Source organism: Mangrovibacterium sp. (genome assembly GCF_059905295.1).
In genome coordinates this window covers 1-17668 of the sequence record NZ_JBZQJF010000158.1, presented here as the reverse complement: position 1 = coordinate 17668, position 17668 = coordinate 1, and the positions used below count along the sequence as shown (strand labels likewise).

Here is a 17668-nt window from a genome sequence, read left to right as displayed (position 1 = left end):
GAAAGTGTTCAGTCTCAGTTACCAGTCCTAGAGAGCTGAAACCCGGAACTCGTAACTCGCAACTTGGAACTTGGAACTTGAAAGATTGCCGCGTCCTCCTGCGTCGTCCTCGCAATGACGGAACCCGGAACCCGCAACTTGAAACTTAAAACTCGAAACTTAAAACTTCAGGATTAACGATTGCCGATTATTGATTAACAATTGTTCGAAGCAACGAGCAAATAGCCCCTGGACTATACAAGGGTAACCATAACTGACAACTTGAAACTCGAAACTCGAAACTCGAAACTTTACTTCTACATTTCCTATTGGTTATTCGATATTCAACATTTCAAGGATTGAGTCCTACTTTGTCGTCCTACCAATGACGGAACTGTAAGAAATAGGAGAGGGCATTTGAGCGGCTTTGACACTCAGATGCCCTCCTTTTACATCTCTTCCGGACGAAGGGGTGAAGTCGACCAGGCTTCTTTGGTTAAAGGTTTATTTGTCCTTTGTGCTGTTCGAGCCATTGGTCAAAAGATTGTAGTTCCGGGTTCATGGCTTTCGAATCCTTAACGCTTCTTATTCCGCAAAAGTCCTCCTGGAAATCATGTTTAAACTGGAACATGTTACCCAGATCTTCAGCGCCGGGGAAGCCCAAGCCTCGGTAAACATCAAAAGGTACAGCATTATAAGCCACCTCGGTGTTGAAAGCTTTGGAGAAAGATGAAGCCATTTCCTGTCCGGTGAGATGTTCTCCGGAAATGCCGACTGTTTTTCCCAGATAGCTGGCGGGATCTTTGAAAATGGCAAAAGCACATTTCCCAATGTCTTCGGCTGCAATGCCGGGTAATTTTTTATCACCCATGGGAAGGTTGAGGGCCAGTTGACCATTGGCATCTTTTTGTGGTCCCATGCCGAAGAAAATGAAATTGTCCCAATAAAAGGAGGCCAGCAATAAAGTATAGGGTACCCCGCTATTCACGAAATACGCATCAGATTCACCTTTGCCGTCGAAGTGTGGAACTTTGTACTTGCCCATCAGCGTTGGCATCCGGTCGTCGTCCAGCGGAACCCATTTGCGGGTATCTTCCAGGGTTGACCAAATAACGTGTTTGGCTCCAACCTGGCTGGCTGCTTCGGCCATGTTTTTAGCATGTTGCATTTCTTTTTCCGGCGAAAAATGTTCCCAGTAGAAAGTCACGCAAAAGATGCCATACGAGCCGTCAAAGGCTTTTACCAGGCTGTCTTTGTCATCTACATTGGCTTCAACAACATGGGCGCCCAGTTCGGCGAGTGCTTTGGCCTTATCCGAACCGGCATTGCGTGTTACCGCACGGACCGAGAATTCACCACTCGGATCATTCAGAATCGCCCGTACCAACCCTCCGCCTTGAGCTCCTGTTGCTCCAACCACTGTGATTATTTTTTGATTACTCATGATTTGAATTTTTTAGGTTAAACGAATCGAATAAGGGGTCTTATGATCTGAATAAAAGACGAAGTTGTCTTTTATAACGATTCGAATGGATAATAGGTCTGATTTTTAGTATGTTGTTTGGCAGTTTAGGCTTAAGACTTGCTGATCTTCACTCTTTTTAACATTAATTACTTCTTTCTCCGGAATTAGGAAGAAGCATGCTTTTTTCTTTTGCTTACCACAGCAGGTACCATGTTAATCCAAAAGGGTGGTTTGTTAGAGCATTTAATATCAAATTGTTCATAAGATTCCTCAAAATGTATGAATCGTAATATTTTATTTTTTTATTTTAGGGCATAATAATTTAAAAAACAAGACTTATGATTTTAGGAGTTTCACAATGGTTAAGTGGAAAATTAGGATGGAACGTTAAAGCGATTCGTATTGCCTTTGTTGTTGGCGTTTTATTTTTTGGTATTGGATTAGGTTTGTACCTGATTCTTTGGCTGGTTAAAATGTTTTCGAAATAATTGGCAATTCGCTTAACTTAATGCGTAAAAGCTCCAATCCTCACAATCGGGTTGGAGCTTTTATCTTGATGCAGGTTTGTAGTTGTAGGGTGTGCCAAAGGCGATCCTTTTTCTCCCGGACAGTCGGTCCTGAACAATCCGATGATTCGTTTTTCATCTCAGTTGCTTGTGATGTGGTTTTGTTTTGAATGTCTGTTTATGCCTATTTAAGCAGGATCGTTTTTGCTTATGTAAAGGTTCAACTGTACAGTTCCACGACGCCGCAAATCATTTGTGTCGCATCTTTGTTCAGTTCCATGACAACTTTGTTCAGTTGCGTAACATCTTCATTTAGTTGCGTCACGCTTCAAATCATTTGCGTGACAAAACCGGCTGGTTTGATTGTAACTTTGACCTGTTGAAGCTGAAAATGAACAGATGTACGACGGAAATGTACAGTTCCACGACGCCTCCAGTCATTTCCGTGACGCTTTCAGCTTGTTTCGTCATGCAAATGAATGGTAGCATCACAGATCTATTCATTTGTGCCATGCAAATGAATGAAAACGTCACAGATCTATTCATTTGTGTCATGCATTTAAATGGTTTTGAAGTGTAACCGGCTTGTTCTGTTTTGCATCCATTCAGTTGCGAGACGGAACTGTTTAAACTTGTGACATAACCGGCTGGTTTTAGCATGTCTTTGGCTTATGCTGTTTCAATTCGGAGAGTGTCCGGAAAAGTGTGTAAATGTATTCAGCTTTTCCATTCGAAAACTTCTAAATGACCGTAATGCCGCAAATCCGGCTAATTCGAAAAAATAAATTCTATTTTTACATCTTCAAACAATTGAATAGTAGGGATCGAATTACTTTTCACCAAAAATTATAAAATATGTTTCCTCGGAAAACTTTCACCAAAATGATTTGGGCCGTATTGGCTTTTCTCATCATATCGAATTCGGCCAATTGCCAAAGCAGTAAAGTTCGCATGGCCTTTATCGGCAATAGTATTACAGCAGGGGTTTATGATTATGGAAAAAAAGATCAGCAGGTTTCCTATGCTACCCAGTTTGGTAAGCTGATGAAAGAAGTTTATGGCGATACGCTTGAAATATTAAATGCAGGAGTTCCTGGCCGTACGCTAACAAAGCATGGTCCGCAACCAATCTGGATCGAACCTGTATTTAAAAAGGCTTTGGCTTCAGTTCCGGACATCTGCCTGGTTGCTTTGGGAACAAATGATTCTAAGCCGGTACTCTATGATTTGGTTCAAAAAGAATTTTACAACGATTACCAGGATTTAATCGATACGTTCAGGAGTGTCAATCCCAACATCACGTTTATTGTATGTTTGCCTCCACCAATTTGGAAGGGGCATCCTTATTCACCGGATAGTCCTCATAACGACACCTTACTTGTTAAGTATACCATTCCGTTAATCGACTCTATTGCCCAAAAGAATGACCTTTATGTGGTTGATTTTCACACTCCCTTTGTGAATAGTCCCCAATACTTTACCGATCATTTACACCCTAATAAAGAGGGGCACAAGAAGATGGCCAAGATTCTTTTTGATCGGTTTCAGGAGGAAGACCTCATTCACAAAACCTTGAGCTTAAAGGATTCCATTGAAGCTGTTGAAACGCAAAGTCCGAAGTCGCTTCAGAAATAAACGTTGTTTATAGCCCGAATAAAATAGAAGTTCAGGATTGCTGCGGCAGTCCTGAACTTGACCATTTATGTAGAAACGGTTTGTTGGCCGGTTAACAGCTTAGTTGGCCTGTATATTCGAAAAATTCGGTAAGTACCAACCTTTCTTGATTTCGATCTTCCGCAAATGGGATGTGAATTCCTGCCACAATCGGTCGAAGTCTTCCTTATGACTGTCATTTAATTCTTTTTCTAACGTACGCATTGCTACTTCATCTTTGTCGCGCATCATAATGACGTACATGGGAGTGTCCGGGCCAAACAGGGTTTTGTAAACATCCCAATTGTAGCTTGCCCCAATCTTGTTGTAGTAATCCACGTAATTTTGGATTGCTTTATCAATCTCATGTTCGTGGCCTGCTTTCAGGTAGCAGAACATCCATTCACAGAAAGGGGTATCTTCCGGTTTCAGATTTTCGTCTCCGAGGTGATGCGATAGCGCAGGATCGTGCTGAATGACGCTTTGACGGCCTGAGTAAATGTCGCGGAAAGCTTTGTTGGCATCAAAGGCGTCCTCATCAATCATGGTTTGATGCATTGCCCAGAGTTTTTCATAGATACCATCCAGAGATCCGAAATTCTCGATAGGCATTACCCAGTAAAAGGCATCGTCATCATTCAGGTAAGCATACACGGGAACATCTAATTGATGTTTTTGCCACAGCTCGCAAACTTTCATCTGGGCTTTCCAAAAAGCAGGCATATCAGCCGGAGAAACAAATTCCTCAAAGACAACAAACTTGTTGGGAACGGGATCTTGTGCAAAGGTGGTAGTTGTTTGAAATGCTGTAAGGAGGATCAATAAGGTGATTAAACCTACAGCTTTCTTCATAATGTAAGATTTTGATTCGATAGATAAGGTACGAAATTTAGTTGAATTTTGAAAGGGTAAGCTTTTGTTATTCAGTTGAATGATGAAGGGTGTTTGGGCTTTCGTTTAGCATGCCTTCCGGGTATGTCGAGCCAGTGGTCTTTCTTCTGCTGATGAAACAAAAAGATGTGGCTGTCGTTCCCTTAAGAAAAATGAAACTCATGAAGCGTCGCGAATTTATCCAAAACACGGCAGCTGCCATGGCTGCTATGTCTGTTGCCGGCTTGGGCATTTCTTTCACAAAAGAGGGAATGCCGTATCGTAAACTTGGAAAAACAGGGCTGGATGTTTCTTTGCTTGGCGTTGGTGGCTACCATATTGGTGACCGCTTTATTAGCGATGAAGACTCGGTGACTTTGATCCGTGAGGCACTCGACAATGGCGTTAATTTTCTTGATAATGCCTGGCATTACAACAACGGACGAAGTGAAGAAATGATGGGAAAAGCACTACTGGATGGTTATCGTGACAAAGCTATATTGATGACCAAGCACCATGGTCGTGATCCGAAAACGGCACAGGAGCATTTGGAAACAAGCCTTAGACGATTGCAAACAGATTATTTGGACTTGTGGCAATTCCACGAGATTGAAAGTATGGACGCTGTCGATAAGATTTATACGAGCGGAGTGCTGGATTACGTGATGAAAAAAAGGGATGAAGGGATTATCCGTCATATTGGTTTTACAGGTCATAGTCAGCCTAAAATACACCGGGCAATGATAGAGCGGGGATTTGAGTGGGAAACCGTACAGATGCCTCTGAATGTGCTGGACCATCATTATCTGAGCTTTTCACAGGAAATCATTCCGATGCTCACGGAACGAAACATCGGTATCATTGGAATGAAGTCGGTTGCTTCCGGCGCAATCGTTAATGAAGGTATTGCTACCATCGAAGAATGTTTGCGCTTCAGCATGACCTTACCCGTTTCGAGTGTTGTATCGGGAATGAATAAGCTGGAGCATTTTCGGCATAACCTGGAAATTACCCGCAACTTTAAACCCATGACGGAAGATGAAATAGCCAGTTTGCTGGAGAAAACCTATCCGTATGCTCAAGACGGTAAGTATGAGTGGTATAAGGATAAGGTTTAAGATACTTAGCCATTACAAAAAAGCCGATCTGTATGGTAACAGGTCGGCTTTTTTGATAGCCTGACTAATGTCGGAGGAATTATTTTTAATCGTTCACTTTTGCCGGATTCAGGAAAATCAGGAAGAAGATAAAAGCAAACGACATTTCGAGCAATTCAGCATTCTTGGCATTTGGAATTATGGCAATTAATCCGGCAACAAGAAGCATGACCACCGAATGTTGAATCTTGGGTAATGGTACATTAAATTGCTGCTCCAGCTTGCGGACGAATTTAACCTTGTTGACCAGCAAGCGGATAAACAAGAAGTAGATCACCATTACCGACACCAGAATTTGTGAGAAAATTAATTTGTTGATGTTCACACCATCTACGATGAGGTTGTGCAAATTGGTTTCGGCTTGCTTGTTATGTTCCAGAAAAAATTCGCTCGATTTGATGCCGAAGATCCGTTGTCCCCAGCTGATTTCTTCACCACCGGCAAAGAAAAACAGAACTGCCAGAACGATGGCCGTGAAGATCCATAAGCCGGAGCTATTGATTTTTTTAAAGGCAATAGCCCGATATATGCAAACCCCGGATGCTGCAAAAAGAAAAAGCGATGTGAAATTCTCAACCATACCGTCTTCTTCCGTGAAAACCAGAAAAGCATTCATGTCAGTAAAAGCCAGGTACAGTCCGTATCCGGATGCTGCAAAAAGCAAAAAGAAAAACAGGTATTCTAACTTGGTAATGTTTTTTAAACCATTCATGTACATTGTTTTTAGTTGTTTCTGCTGTTGTTGTATTAAAATTCGATCTCAGAATAATTAATAATCAATAACAGCGCAAAAATAGTATAAAAATCGAAAGCTTATCTTTTCTGAAAGCTGCCTTTTAATCAACATTGGTTTTCTATAGGGTGTCTGATCAGCTTAGTATGAAGAGGAGTTAGATGTCAGGAAATTTGAACTTAAATTTTACCTTTGCATGGATTTACATTTTTGATTATGAAAAAGCTTGCCTGGCTATTGCCATTGATTGTTATCTGTTTGCTCGTAAACGTATCGGGCATATTTAATCCGCTGGTGGTTAATGCTGCAAAGTATGCTCAGGTTGGACGCGAAATCCTGCATAACCACGATTGGGTGAATATGACCATCGGGCATGAAGCCTATGAGCAAAAGCCGCCTTTACTCTTTTGGATTGGAGCAACTGCTTTTTCACTGTTTGGGGTTTCAGGGGCTGTTTATAAAACAGTCGTTTTGCTCATTGCCTTAATTGGTGCCTTTGCCACTTATAAATTGGGTGAGTTACTCTACGGGAAGCTCACCGGAAAGCTGGCTGGTTTTTTCTGGATTACTTCACTTGGCTTTATTCATTTTCATAGCGATATTCATACCGACACTTTGCTGGCTGTACCCGTCATGCTTGCTATTTGGCAGTTTGCTGCCTATTTCAAATTTAAACGGGAGTATCATTTCTATCTTGGTGCTGTCTTTGTTGGACTGGCCATGTTAACCAAAGGGCCTGTCGGTATGGTTATTCCGGGAGCGGCCGTTGGTACACACCTATTGTTAACGCGCAATTTCAAAGGAATTCTGAATTACCGCTGGTTGCTGGCTATCCCGATTGTGTTTATTGTTATTCTGCCGGCACTGGTCGGTCTGTTTCAACACTTTGGTCTGGAAGGGCTGAAGTTTTACTTCTGGACGAACAACGTGGGGCGTGTAACAGGAAGCTACAAAGGGACGAATAGTGATCCGTTCTTTTATATACACACCAGTTTATACATGATGGCACCCTGGATGATCTTTGCCTTTGTTGGTTTGGTGCTACAGATCCGCGAAAAGATTGTCAACAGAAAGAATCCGGCGGAGAATAACGAATATTACACACTTGGAGGTTTATTGTTTTACCTGATCATCGCATCCATCGCTAAGCAAAAGAACCCCCATTACGAAATGGCTGTATTACCGCTTTTCCTGTTGATTGGTGCACGCTGGGCTGTTCTGATCTATGAAGGAACCAACTTTCGCAAACTGAAACGGACAATTTCATGGATACACCTGTTTGTTGGCCTTGTGCTGGTAGCTGCTGTTTATCCGTTTTTATTGTATTTCTTCCCCAACGGAAAACTTTGGGTGTGGGTAGTTGATCTTATTTTGACTGGTTTCTTTCTGTATAGTATCAGTTGGAAAAACAGCTTGCACCGACAACTGACCAGTTTGTTCTTGGCGATCTCGATCTTCATGTTTACGCTGAATACCCATATTCTACCGAATTTGGCTAAATATCATTCACCACTCGAGGCTTGCCGGGTTTTTAATGAACAGGCTGACGATGGGGCAAAGCTGAATATTTATACCGAGAGAGCCCGTTACTGGGGAATCTTCTTCTACTCGAAGAACTATGGACGTTACCTGATTACGGAGGATGACTTGCGGGCTGCACATTTACCGGCCGGCGATTGGCTTTATACGACAGCAGAAGGCATTGCTTCCCTGGATGAGATGAAGATCCCATACGAGAAGGTTGAAGAGATGCAACATCGTAGCCTATCGCGCATTTCCTTGAAGTTTATCAATCCGAAAACCCGGGCCAGTAAAACTGAAAAGCTTTACCTGGTGAAATTGACGAACTAATTTCCCTTTACCGGTTTGTGGTTGTCAGCAATTTGGTGTTTGCTGTGCAATTTAGTGTTCGCAGGAGCAAGCTTCAGCAAATACATGGTTGATAATGATTTTTCGCGTGTTGCCGGGTTCATAAACTGAATTCCCATTCGATTCATTCCCCGATGTTTTAACGGATAGGTAATTTCTATTTTATCGCGGTAGATCGATTGGATGCTGTCTTTACCGGCTTGGTTCGTAAAAATCCAGGAGGCATGATCCGGGTCTAGTTTTAACTGATTGAGTTCATTCAGCTCCTTTACATCCGTATCGCTGTAAAAAAACACCTCGTACTGGCTATACAGATAGTTGTAGAAGGTTTCGTCGGGTTTGGCCTGGGCGTTATAAAGCTTGCTTGCCCGTGTTGATGCCTGGTAGGCAAATGCCTGAGGCAGCGCACTGGCGTACATGTAAATATTTAAACAAGCCATAAGAATTACAGATGGCAGAATTAGTTTTACGCCATAGTTGCGAGGCTGCATTAAAATGTGAGTGCAAATAGCTAGGCTTACCAAAAGCAGGGCGGGGTAGATGATTTGCTGCGACGGCAGGATGTAGGCCATTAAACTGATTAAACACACAATGAGGAGGAACCAAATGACATACTGCAGTCGAAATAGTCGCTTTAATATCTTCAGATTTTCCGTTTGCAGGTAATAATCGAGCCACTTACCAACAAGAACTGCAAACAAGGGGATAATGCTGAAGATATAATGTGGTGCTTTTCCTTTGGCCATGCTAGCAATCAGAAAATAAATCCAGATGCCACCCGTAGTCAGGTATTCCCGTTGCGAATAGGGGGTCTTGACGTAACTCTGAAATTCTTTAATCATGGCGATAATCAAGAGGAAGGTCCAGGGTAGGAACAGGTAAAGTAAGGTGTGAAAATAGAATAGGTAGTCGGTATTGGAGCCGGCATATGAACCGGTAATTCGACCTACATTATTGGTGATGAAGAAAAATTTCAGCCCGTCCCAGCCAAACTGGTTGTAAAGACCAATGAACGCTGGAGATGCCAGTAATAGAGCCAGCAAAATGCCGGGAGCCCATTTCAGGTTGAAAAGTTGGCGAAAATCTCTTTTAATCAGCAAGTGAGAGCCAAGTGCAAAGGCTGGAATTGCTGCTCCAACAGGCCCTTTACTCATCATTGCTAAACCAACTCCGACAAATGCCCAAATATAATTGGCAATTTTCTTTGATTTCAGATATTCAGCCAGTTGCCAAATGGCTAAGGTGATGTTGGTTTGTAAAAGCAGGTCGGTATGCACGTCCATCGTAAAGAGAAAGTAAACCTCGGAACTCATTAGTAATACAGCTGCTAATAGGCCCGTACGCTTTGAATAAAGGACTTTACCCAGTTTGTAGGTAAACCAGAAGCCTGCAAAACTGTAAAGTACTGCGAATAGTTTGTAGCTCCAGTTATGGACTCCGCCAATTTTAAAGCCTAAGGCTGCTAGCCAAAACAGGAGTGGAGGCTTTTGTTCGTAAGGATCGCCATGGATCTTTAGGTTGATAAAATCGCCGCTTTCAATAATGTGACGCGCAATGGTTCCGTATTTCCCGGTATCGGCAGTTAAGTCGATGAATAGTCCTAAATAGTAGGCTACAACGACAAGAAGCAGGGCAAAAAGACCACTGAATATGAAAATTTTATTTTTTAACATAGCACTTCTGTTGAATGATTCCGGGGTTTGAGTCAGGTGCAAGTTAATTCAAAAATCAGGTCGGTTTTAGTAGTAATATTTTGATTAGTAATATTTTAATTTTTATGAAATTACTTTGTAATGCTTGTAAGCTTTGATTTCATAGAAGCTAGTTTGGTAAGTGTGTGATATGCAGGAATTGAACCTGATAAAACTATTAAAATATCCCGAAGTAATCAGAACTTCGGGAAAATAATATTTTATAATCAGAACAAATCCTTTTTGCGGAAGATGAATATCCCGAGTCCAGCCATAAAAACAGAGATCAGGATAATTAGTGGAAAGGCCCATGTGGTACTCTCCAGGTGGTTGGGAACATTCATCCCGTATAAACTGGCGATCAAGGTCGGGATCATTAAAATGATGGAGATGGATGCCAGCTGTTTCATCACAACGTTCAAATTATTCGAGATTACCGATGCAAAAGCATCCATCATTCCGGCCTGGATATCGGAGTAAATTTGCGACATCTCAAGCGCCTGCTTATTCTCAATGATGGCATCTTCGAGCAAATCTTCGTTTAGTTCATTCATATTGCGCTTTAGTGCATTCCGAAGTTTTGCTAAAACAATCTCATTGGCCTTAAGGGAGGTGATAAAGAACACCAGGCACTTTTCCATCTTCAATAGCTTGTTTAACTCCTTATTTTGGATGGAACGCTCCAGCTCGTCCTCGATGCGGGCTGTTTGCTGGTTGATGATCTTTAAGTAACGAAGGTAGGTGGTTCCTGATCGAAGGAAAAGCTTGATGATGAAATTAAGCTCGTCGTGAATCAGGTGGTTTTGTCCTCGGTATAAAGCTGTTTGTTCCAGTGGTAATACCTCGTTAGGTGTTGAACACAAAGTTATTGTAACTCCTTTGATATTGATAATGCCTAAGGGCAAGGTGTTGAATGGAACCCCGTTATGCTCTGTTTCAACAGGGATACGTAAGATAATCAGTGACCAGTCATCGTCAACTTCATAACGCGGGCGTTCGTCCACGTCGAGAATATCCTGAATTAAATCAGCCGGAACATGAAATTCTTCTTGTAATTGGAGTATCTCTGCTGGGGTGGGTTGAATCACGTTGATCCAACAATCTTGCTCTGCCTGCGGAATCTCAATGTAACCACCGAAGCTTTTGAAGATTTTTAACATGTGTTTTCCTCCTTTTCTTTTTGTCTGAAGGAGGGCATAAAAAACCAAGGCCTCCTACAGCGAGGTTAATACTGGAAACTGTCTATAATACGGGCCTTCGTCCATGTTTCGTTTTTTGCTTTGAGCGCCGCAAAAGTACACAAAGTTTTTGCAAAGCGTGGCTTTTCGTGGTAATAAATTTTTGTTAATCGTAGCGCTTCTATGGCTTTTTGTTCATTAATGTATTGAAATGATGTTGTTTGAGACTGTCGTAATTAAATGGTTCCAACCTGACAAACAGACCTCATTCTTCCCCATACTTGCTAAAATCAAGAATTTCCTCGATATGCTTGTCTAAGTAGTCTCGAAGATGATTTCGTAATTTAATGGACTTAAATACATCCTGTCCGTTTGAGGCAACAGCCACGGTCATGTTTTTGTATTGATAGACTGCCGGCGACACGTATTGACACATCTTTGGCTTATCGTGAATATTGCATAAAACGCCTCTCTTTTTAGCATCCTGTCGAATCTGGCAATCCAGCTTTTCATTGTTAGAGCAGCTGTAAACCATGATGTAGTCATCCAGATCAGTTGGTTCGTAAGCTTTTTGCTTATAAGGCCATCCACTGTTTTTGATTTCTTCACAGATTTCGAGGGCTACAAATTCAATGTCTGCATCGAATCGCTTGAGGATGTTGGCTTTTGAGAATGCGCTTTTGCCGGCTCCAACAATAAGTATTTTCTGGTTGGTAATATCCAGCGATATGGGTAAATACTTTCTTTTCATGAGTCACTTGTATCTACATGCATCAAACAACAAACTCATCAGCTTGTTTAGCCGGCGCGTTTCTTTGCCGGTTGAAAAACAGGCTACCTTACTTGAATATTTTTTTGAGCTCGTCTCCCAATTTTTTGACTGACTTCTGGATCTCCTCTTGCGATGACTTTTTGAATTCTGCGGCAATTTGCTCTTGAGCTTTGCTTAAATCAAGTGATACCTTGGGGGATTTCAGATCGCCGGTTACCGCTACGCCAACATCAAGTTTCGAAATATTGCTGCTTCCCGGAATAAAGCTCAGGGTTTTGGTAATGTCGCTCGATAAATCGTCCTTGTTTACATTGAAGGCTAAGTCGAGGTCAAGGGTTTGATCCACCAGAACTTTGCCGGATATGGTCACATCCTGATCGGCAATCCTGGTCGTAAATGGATTAACCAGCAGGTTGCCGTTCTCAAGTTTGAAATTTGATGTAAAGTCGTCGATCTTCACATTTTTCAACTTATCTTTTTTAACGAAATTTTTCACTTGATCGAATGTTGGCGAATCGACAATTTCAAGGCCTTGTGTGCTTAGCAATCCAGAGCCATTCAGTGATGTTGGTAAAACTTCGAGTGCCTGATTCAGCTTCCCTTTAAATTTAATTTGCGACGAAACCTTACCACTACTTTTCGATGCGATAGGGGCATAGCGCTGCATGGTGCTAAACGACTGGTAAGCAGCAGGTATTTCAAACGAGTTAATATTCACATTGAAATCGAAGTCGGGCTGGTTGGTTTCATTGCTAATGTAATTCCCGTCAAGTGTTAATTCGCCTCCAAGCATATTCATATTCAGCTTTTGGAGCTGCAGTATTTTGTTTTTAACAATGATAAGCCCGTCAATATTGCTGATATCCATTTTGTCGAAAGTGGCTTTGGCAATTTGAGAGCGGAAGCTTAAATCAAGATTCCCCGGAACCTGAAACGCTATGATGCTGTCGTTAACAGTAGTCGTTTTAAGGGTATCTTCCACCATGATTGTGGCCAGCTCGTTCATATTTATATAGTTCGATTCGAGATCAAAACTTCCTTTCAATGTTTTATTGTTGAGGAAGTAGGGAAGGTAGTTGGACAGTTCGCCGTTTAGCGTAAAATCACTTTGTCCGACTTTCGCGGCAAATGATTTGATTGAAATTTTCTGGTTCGTAACTTTTATATTTCCGGTATTCAACTCCAGTTTTTCTTTCAGTTGTGGTGTTTGAATACTAATCTTGTTGAAGGAGAAGTTTCCGTTCGAATTGATTCGGTTAAAATCCTGGGCTTCAACTGCCGACATTGTTCCTTGTAATCCAATGTTTCCCTGTACAATTCCTTTTAGTTGAATACTGTCCATTGGTAGCACATCAGCAAGATTGTTAAAATCAATTTTACCGCTTAATGCTGCATTAAATGTTGGATCGCTCATTGGCGTTGTAAGCAGCAACCTTAGGTCAATCGGGTTTTCCCGGATTTGGGCGTGCGCTTTTGAAATTTCTATTTTAAGTGAATCCAAATCCCCTTGAGGCTTGTAAATCGACGTTTCCAAAGCAATATGATCGATCTTTTCCGGAGAGTCTTGATACTGGAAATCGGCATTTTTCACATAGATTCGACTGTTGATCTCTGGATAATTATCATCGTAAAACCATCCTTTTATGGCTGCATCAAATCCTGCCTCACCAGTTGTTTTTACACCTTCCAGATACGATTGATAGGATTGCGGAACCATGGCCAACAGTGTTTTGAAATCACTTTGAGGCTGAGTAAGCTTTAGGTCGAAATACATGCTGTCGGATGGCATTTCGAAACGCCCGCTAAGGTCTAATGGTAAATCATTCAGAAATATATGCGACTCACCAAAAGTAAACACCATCTTATCGTAGTCGGCAGTAAGCTCACTTTCGGCTTTTAACTTGGTATTTGAGATGTACTGTACAGAATCATAATCAAGCACGAATTCATCAATGTCACTTTTTAAATTGAATTTGGTGACTGTGCCTGCCACTTGGCCGGAGGCATCGATATTGGTATTCTTCAGTTGAACTATAGTTGTTGATGCTTCGTCTTTATAGGTTAGATTTAAGTCTCTTACTTCAAGCGATTGAAGGTCTATGGCTAAATCAGATTTAGTGGTGTCAGTTGGTGTTTCGTTATCTGAACTTTGCATGATATCCCAATTTGCGATACCATCGAGTGTCGATAGTAGGTAGAGGTTTGCATGATCCACCCGAATTGTATTAATGGCCATTTCGTCGCTATTGAAAAGCTCATTTAGCGAGAGATTTGTCGAAATAGACTGAACAGCTAACAGCGTATCTTCCTCAAATTGATTTTTACCGGTTATCGTCAAGCCTGTCAGTTCCGCATTTACCTTGGGAAAGCTTTTAAATAAACTAAGGTTGAAGTCGGTAAATTCAACTTTGGCATTGACATTTTTATTAATGGCTTTCGTTACTTTGGCTAAAAGCGGGCCTTTAAAGATTACGGGAACAAGAATAGCTGAACCGATAAGGACAACAAAAATCAATACGATAATCAACAAGACTTTCTTCATGGCTCCTATTTTTTTTATTTGTGGTGCTTTGTGGAATTTCGAGGTTTTGGCTTTCAGACAAAGCGCCCGTCATATAAACGCAGACGAATGGATTTTCGTTTGTTGTTTAACTTATTTTAATTCTGAAATCAACAACTGTCGCAACATGTTTAAGGCAGTTTGCGATGCGCGCTCAATATTGCGGGAACGGTTATGGTGAAACCGATGGCATTCAACCCGTGTCTCATTTTTGCCGGAGACGGCAATCCAAACTGTCCCTACGGGTTTTTCAATACTTCCCCCATCTGGTCCGGCTATGCCGGTTGTTGCTATGCCATAATCGGTTCCCAACGCTCGTTTTATACCGGTAACCATTTCCAGTGCTGTTTCTTTGCTTACAGCACCATGGGCATCAAGGGTTTCAGCTTTAACACCGAGGAGTGCCATTTTTACGGCGTTGGAATAGGCGATTACGCCACCTTGAAAGTAGCTTGAAGAACCCGGGATCTCTGTGTATAAATGTGCAATATTTCCACCGGTACAGCTTTCGGCCACAGCAACCATGCTGCCTGCTTTTAAAAGCAGTTTACCCGTGATGGCTGAAATAGTATCGCCGTTGTAGCCGAAAATATTATCCGGGATAATTTGTTGTAGTTCCTGTATTTTTTGCTCAACGACTTGTTTGAGTTCGTCCATATGATCGCCATATGCACTAAGGCGCAACCGGACCATCAACTGGTTTGGGAGATAGGCCAACTTAATGAACGGAGGGAGGGTGGTTTCCCATTCGTCCAGCATCTCAGCAAGTGTTGATTCACCGATTCCGTAGACCAAAACAGTTTGGTGGAAGATCGATTTTACTTTGCCCGATTTACGGAGGCGGGGAAGGACTTCTTCTTCCATAATTCCCATCATCTCGTATGGCACGCCAGGCATAGATACGAAAATAGTATCATTCTTTTCGAACCACATGCCTGGGGCAGTGCCGTTTTTATTGGGTAAGACGGTGCAAGCGTCGGGAACCAGGGCCTGGTCTCGATTGAGTTGGTTAATGGCGATATTTCGTTTCGATAAACGCTCAGTAACTGCCTGTAAAGTTTGCTTATCGGAGTGCATGCCACATTCGAAATATTCGCAGAGGCATTTCTTCGTAATATCATCTTTGGTTGGTCCAAGCCCTCCTGTAATCAAAACGATATCGGCCCGACTTTCGGCATCCGCGAGCGCTTGCATAATGTGTGCGTGATCGTCGTGAACAGAAGTAACCTGGTAAACTTCGATTCCATTCAGATTCAATTGTTCAGCCATCCAGGCCGAGTTGGTATCGACAATTTGTCCAATCAGGATTTCGTCGCCTATTGTAATAATTTCTGCTTTCATATGGCTGAGTCCAAATTTCAAGTTCTAATTTTCAATTTGATGAATCGAGTATTGCATGTAAAGCTTGTAAAATTACTTGCTTTCCTTTAGCGCTTTTAGTCGTTGCAAAAGTGTTGGATGGGAGTAATGCACAAAAACATAGGCCGGGTGAGGGCGCAGGTTGCTGAGGTTGTTGACCGATAGTTTTTTTAATGCAGTTGCAAGAGATTCTGCGTTGTAATTTTCAGCGGCAAATGCATCAGCCTCGTATTCATTTTTCCTGGAAAAGATATTCATTCCAATTCCCATGATTGATGAAAGCGGGGAGTAAAGAATTCCAAAAGTGATTAAGCCAATGTGAAAATAAGCTTTATCAACTCCCAATGCCTGCGATAGCTCAGGACTGCCGATCACCAGCGAGAAGATGTAAAGCATAAGTCCGGTCTGCAGGACGCCCAAAATCAAGCTCCATATGATATGTTTTTTCTTATAATGTCCGATTTCATGAGCCAAAACAGCTACCAACTCAGGAATCTCCATGTCTTTGATCAGCGTGTCATACAAAACAATCCGCTTTTTTGCTCCCAAACCGGCAAAGTAGGCATTCGCTTTTGTAGAACGTTTTGAGCCGTCAATCACAAAGATGTTATCGAGCTTAAAGCCCACTTTATTTGAAAATTCGTTAATGGAGGTTTTCAACTCCCCATCCTCCAACGGTGTTTGCTTGTTGAATAATGGCACAATAAGGCTCGAATAAAACATCGCCATAAAAATCGAGAATGCACTGATGACCAACCATACCCACAACCAGAAGTTTTCACCGGTTTTGGTGTATACCCAAATAATAAATGCCATAAGGCCTCCTCCAATGATTGCGCCAAGCAGCCAACCTTTTAATTTATCCAGGAGATATGTTTTTATGGTTGTTTTATTGAATCCGAACTTTTCTTCGATGACAAAAGTGCTATATAAATCGAATGGGGTGGTGAGCAGATCGGATGCGAGCAGTAGAATACCAAAGAAGATGAGTGCCGACCATATGGGGCTTTCCGAAACGGACAAGGCCCAGGTGTTAACCAAGGCAAATCCACCAAAGAATAGCATGAGCATGATTAACAGAAAGCTAAAAGAACTGGTTAGCATCCCAAAGCGATGGTTGACTTTTGAGTAAGCCTGTTGTTTTCGGTATTTTTCTTCGTCGTATATCCCTATTACTTCTTCGGGCAACTGGTCGCTCCAACGAGTTGTATTCAGATAATCGAGTACGCGTTCTAATACAAAATCAAGAATAAGGATGGCAATAATCAGCCAGAAAATCGTTGTCATTCTATTTGTTTTTATGAGGCTACCAAAGGTAGAAAAAAGGATGCGATTTGATCGGGCTATCGTATTGTTCTTTTGTGCAAGGAAACCAAGAAGCACACAATCGCAGTAACAGAAGAAATTTTGGTCGTACGATAAAATTTAGACCGGGATTGTTTCAATATGAGCCAGCGGAATATCGACGGTTATGGTGTAGGGAATCTGTTCTATACGAACGCCAACCACTTTTTTCCCTTTTAGTTGAACGAGTTCCCCTTTCATACCTAGGAGTGGCCCGGCAATTACTTCGACCTTTTGTCCCGGAGCAAGATCATCAATCGTCAGTTCAACTTGTAAATCCTGCGGGGCTAAAATTCTTTTTAAGGTAAGAATTTCCTCGTCGCGGATTGGTGTGGCTTTCCCGGCAGTTGTCACAAAGCAAACAACATGGGAGACCTGCAAGGTTGCATCATATTCCTTCCCGTCGATATGAACAAATAGGTAGCCCGGCAGGAGCGGTAACTCGACCTTTTTTTTGCGGTCGCTCCACTGTCTTATCTTTTGTTGCAAGGGCAGGTAGCTTTCAATTCCCCTGTTTGTGAGTTCCATCCAT

At 42.0% G+C, this 17668-nt stretch carries 14 protein-coding genes; 4 read left to right on the top strand and 10 right to left on the bottom strand.

The genetic code is table 11. The features are described from left to right. Positions 1 to 475 precede the first annotated feature (475 nt). Positions 476 to 1423, bottom strand: coding sequence for an NmrA/HSCARG family protein (locus AC37HE_RS08360; protein WP_500782373.1), 948 nt, complete (start codon positions 1421 to 1423; stop codon positions 476 to 478). A gap of 359 nt (positions 1424 to 1782) precedes the next feature. On the opposite strand from AC37HE_RS08360, the gene AC37HE_RS08355 reads away from it, so the two are divergent. Beyond that, on the top strand, positions 1783 to 1932 hold the full coding sequence (locus tag AC37HE_RS08355; protein ID WP_500782372.1) for a PspC domain-containing protein: 150 nt from the start codon (positions 1783 to 1785) through the stop codon (positions 1930 to 1932). A gap of 873 nt (positions 1933 to 2805) precedes the next feature. After that, entirely contained in the window at positions 2806 to 3585 is a 780-nt protein-coding gene (locus AC37HE_RS08350) for a GDSL-type esterase/lipase family protein (protein WP_500782371.1), read from the top strand. Positions 3586 to 3684: 99 nt separating this feature from the next. On the opposite strand, the gene AC37HE_RS08345 is transcribed toward AC37HE_RS08350, so the two are convergent. Beyond that, positions 3685 to 4455 carry a hypothetical protein gene (locus AC37HE_RS08345; protein WP_500782370.1) on the bottom strand — a complete coding sequence of 257 codons (771 nt, stop codon included), beginning with the start codon at positions 4453 to 4455 and terminating at the stop codon, positions 3685 to 3687. A gap of 191 nt (positions 4456 to 4646) precedes the next feature. Here AC37HE_RS08345 and AC37HE_RS08340 point away from each other — a divergent pair, with 191 nt between their 5' ends. Continuing rightward, entirely contained in the window at positions 4647 to 5591 is a 945-nt protein-coding gene (locus AC37HE_RS08340) for an aldo/keto reductase (protein ID WP_500782369.1), read from the top strand. Positions 5592 to 5676: 85 nt separating this feature from the next. Here the strand turns inward: AC37HE_RS08340 and AC37HE_RS08335 are convergent, their stop codons facing one another. Continuing rightward, entirely contained in the window at positions 5677 to 6342 is a 666-nt protein-coding gene (locus tag AC37HE_RS08335; protein WP_500782368.1) for a hypothetical protein, read from the bottom strand. A 237-nt stretch (positions 6343 to 6579) separates the two neighbouring features. On the opposite strand from AC37HE_RS08335, the gene AC37HE_RS08330 reads away from it, so the two are divergent. Then, positions 6580 to 8214 (top strand): ArnT family glycosyltransferase, encoded by a 1635-nt coding sequence (locus tag AC37HE_RS08330; RefSeq protein ID WP_500782367.1) that lies wholly within the window; start codon positions 6580 to 6582, stop codon positions 8212 to 8214. Here the strand turns inward: AC37HE_RS08330 and AC37HE_RS08325 are convergent. From AC37HE_RS08325 to AC37HE_RS08295, 7 genes are all read right to left on the bottom strand, one after another. Further along, on the bottom strand, positions 8211 to 9905 hold the full coding sequence (locus tag AC37HE_RS08325; RefSeq protein ID WP_500782366.1) for an ArnT family glycosyltransferase: 1695 nt from the start codon (positions 9903 to 9905) through the stop codon (positions 8211 to 8213). The genes AC37HE_RS08330 and AC37HE_RS08325 overlap by 4 nt on opposite strands. 245 nt (positions 9906 to 10150) lie before the next feature. Further along, positions 10151 to 11083, bottom strand: a complete 933-nt coding sequence (locus AC37HE_RS08320; RefSeq protein WP_500782365.1) for a magnesium transporter CorA family protein — start codon at positions 11081 to 11083, stop codon at positions 10151 to 10153. A 283-nt stretch (positions 11084 to 11366) separates the two neighbouring features. Then, positions 11367 to 11852: a precorrin-2 dehydrogenase/sirohydrochlorin ferrochelatase family protein gene (locus tag AC37HE_RS08315; RefSeq protein WP_500782364.1), complete on the bottom strand. Its 486-nt coding sequence runs from the start codon at positions 11850 to 11852 to the stop codon at positions 11367 to 11369. Positions 11853 to 11940: 88 nt separating this feature from the next. Then, on the bottom strand, positions 11941 to 14415 hold the full coding sequence (locus AC37HE_RS08310) for a hypothetical protein (protein ID WP_500782363.1): 2475 nt from the start codon (positions 14413 to 14415) through the stop codon (positions 11941 to 11943). Positions 14416 to 14526: 111 nt separating this feature from the next. Then, positions 14527 to 15774 (bottom strand): competence/damage-inducible protein A, encoded by a 1248-nt coding sequence (locus tag AC37HE_RS08305; protein WP_500782362.1) that lies wholly within the window; start codon positions 15772 to 15774, stop codon positions 14527 to 14529. A 72-nt stretch (positions 15775 to 15846) separates the two neighbouring features. After that, positions 15847 to 17079: a M48 family metallopeptidase gene (locus AC37HE_RS08300; protein WP_500782361.1), complete on the bottom strand. Its 1233-nt coding sequence runs from the start codon at positions 17077 to 17079 to the stop codon at positions 15847 to 15849. A 138-nt stretch (positions 17080 to 17217) separates the two neighbouring features. Further along, positions 17218 to 17668: UpxY family transcription antiterminator (locus tag AC37HE_RS08295; protein WP_500782360.1), on the bottom strand; the 451-nt coding region annotated here is incomplete at its 5' end.

Coding starts and splice junctions, on each gene's coding strand:
- AC37HE_RS08360 (WP_500782373.1), bottom strand. CDS start 1,423: ATGAGTAATCAAAAAATAATCACAGTGGTTGGAGCAACAGGAGCTCAA.
- AC37HE_RS08355 (WP_500782372.1), top strand. CDS start 1,783: ATGATTTTAGGAGTTTCACAATGGTTAAGTGGAAAATTAGGATGGAAC.
- AC37HE_RS08350 (WP_500782371.1), top strand. CDS start 2,806: ATGTTTCCTCGGAAAACTTTCACCAAAATGATTTGGGCCGTATTGGCT.
- AC37HE_RS08345 (WP_500782370.1), bottom strand. CDS start 4,455: ATGAAGAAAGCTGTAGGTTTAATCACCTTATTGATCCTCCTTACAGCA.
- AC37HE_RS08340 (WP_500782369.1), top strand. CDS start 4,647: ATGAAACTCATGAAGCGTCGCGAATTTATCCAAAACACGGCAGCTGCC.
- AC37HE_RS08335 (WP_500782368.1), bottom strand. CDS start 6,342: ATGAATGGTTTAAAAAACATTACCAAGTTAGAATACCTGTTTTTCTTT.
- AC37HE_RS08330 (WP_500782367.1), top strand. CDS start 6,580: ATGAAAAAGCTTGCCTGGCTATTGCCATTGATTGTTATCTGTTTGCTC.
- AC37HE_RS08325 (WP_500782366.1), bottom strand. CDS start 9,905: ATGTTAAAAAATAAAATTTTCATATTCAGTGGTCTTTTTGCCCTGCTT.
- AC37HE_RS08320 (WP_500782365.1), bottom strand. CDS start 11,083: ATGTTAAAAATCTTCAAAAGCTTCGGTGGTTACATTGAGATTCCGCAG.
- AC37HE_RS08315 (WP_500782364.1), bottom strand. CDS start 11,852: ATGAAAAGAAAGTATTTACCCATATCGCTGGATATTACCAACCAGAAA.
- AC37HE_RS08310 (WP_500782363.1), bottom strand. CDS start 14,415: ATGAAGAAAGTCTTGTTGATTATCGTATTGATTTTTGTTGTCCTTATC.
- AC37HE_RS08305 (WP_500782362.1), bottom strand. CDS start 15,774: ATGAAAGCAGAAATTATTACAATAGGCGACGAAATCCTGATTGGACAA.
- AC37HE_RS08300 (WP_500782361.1), bottom strand. CDS start 17,079: ATGACAACGATTTTCTGGCTGATTATTGCCATCCTTATTCTTGATTTT.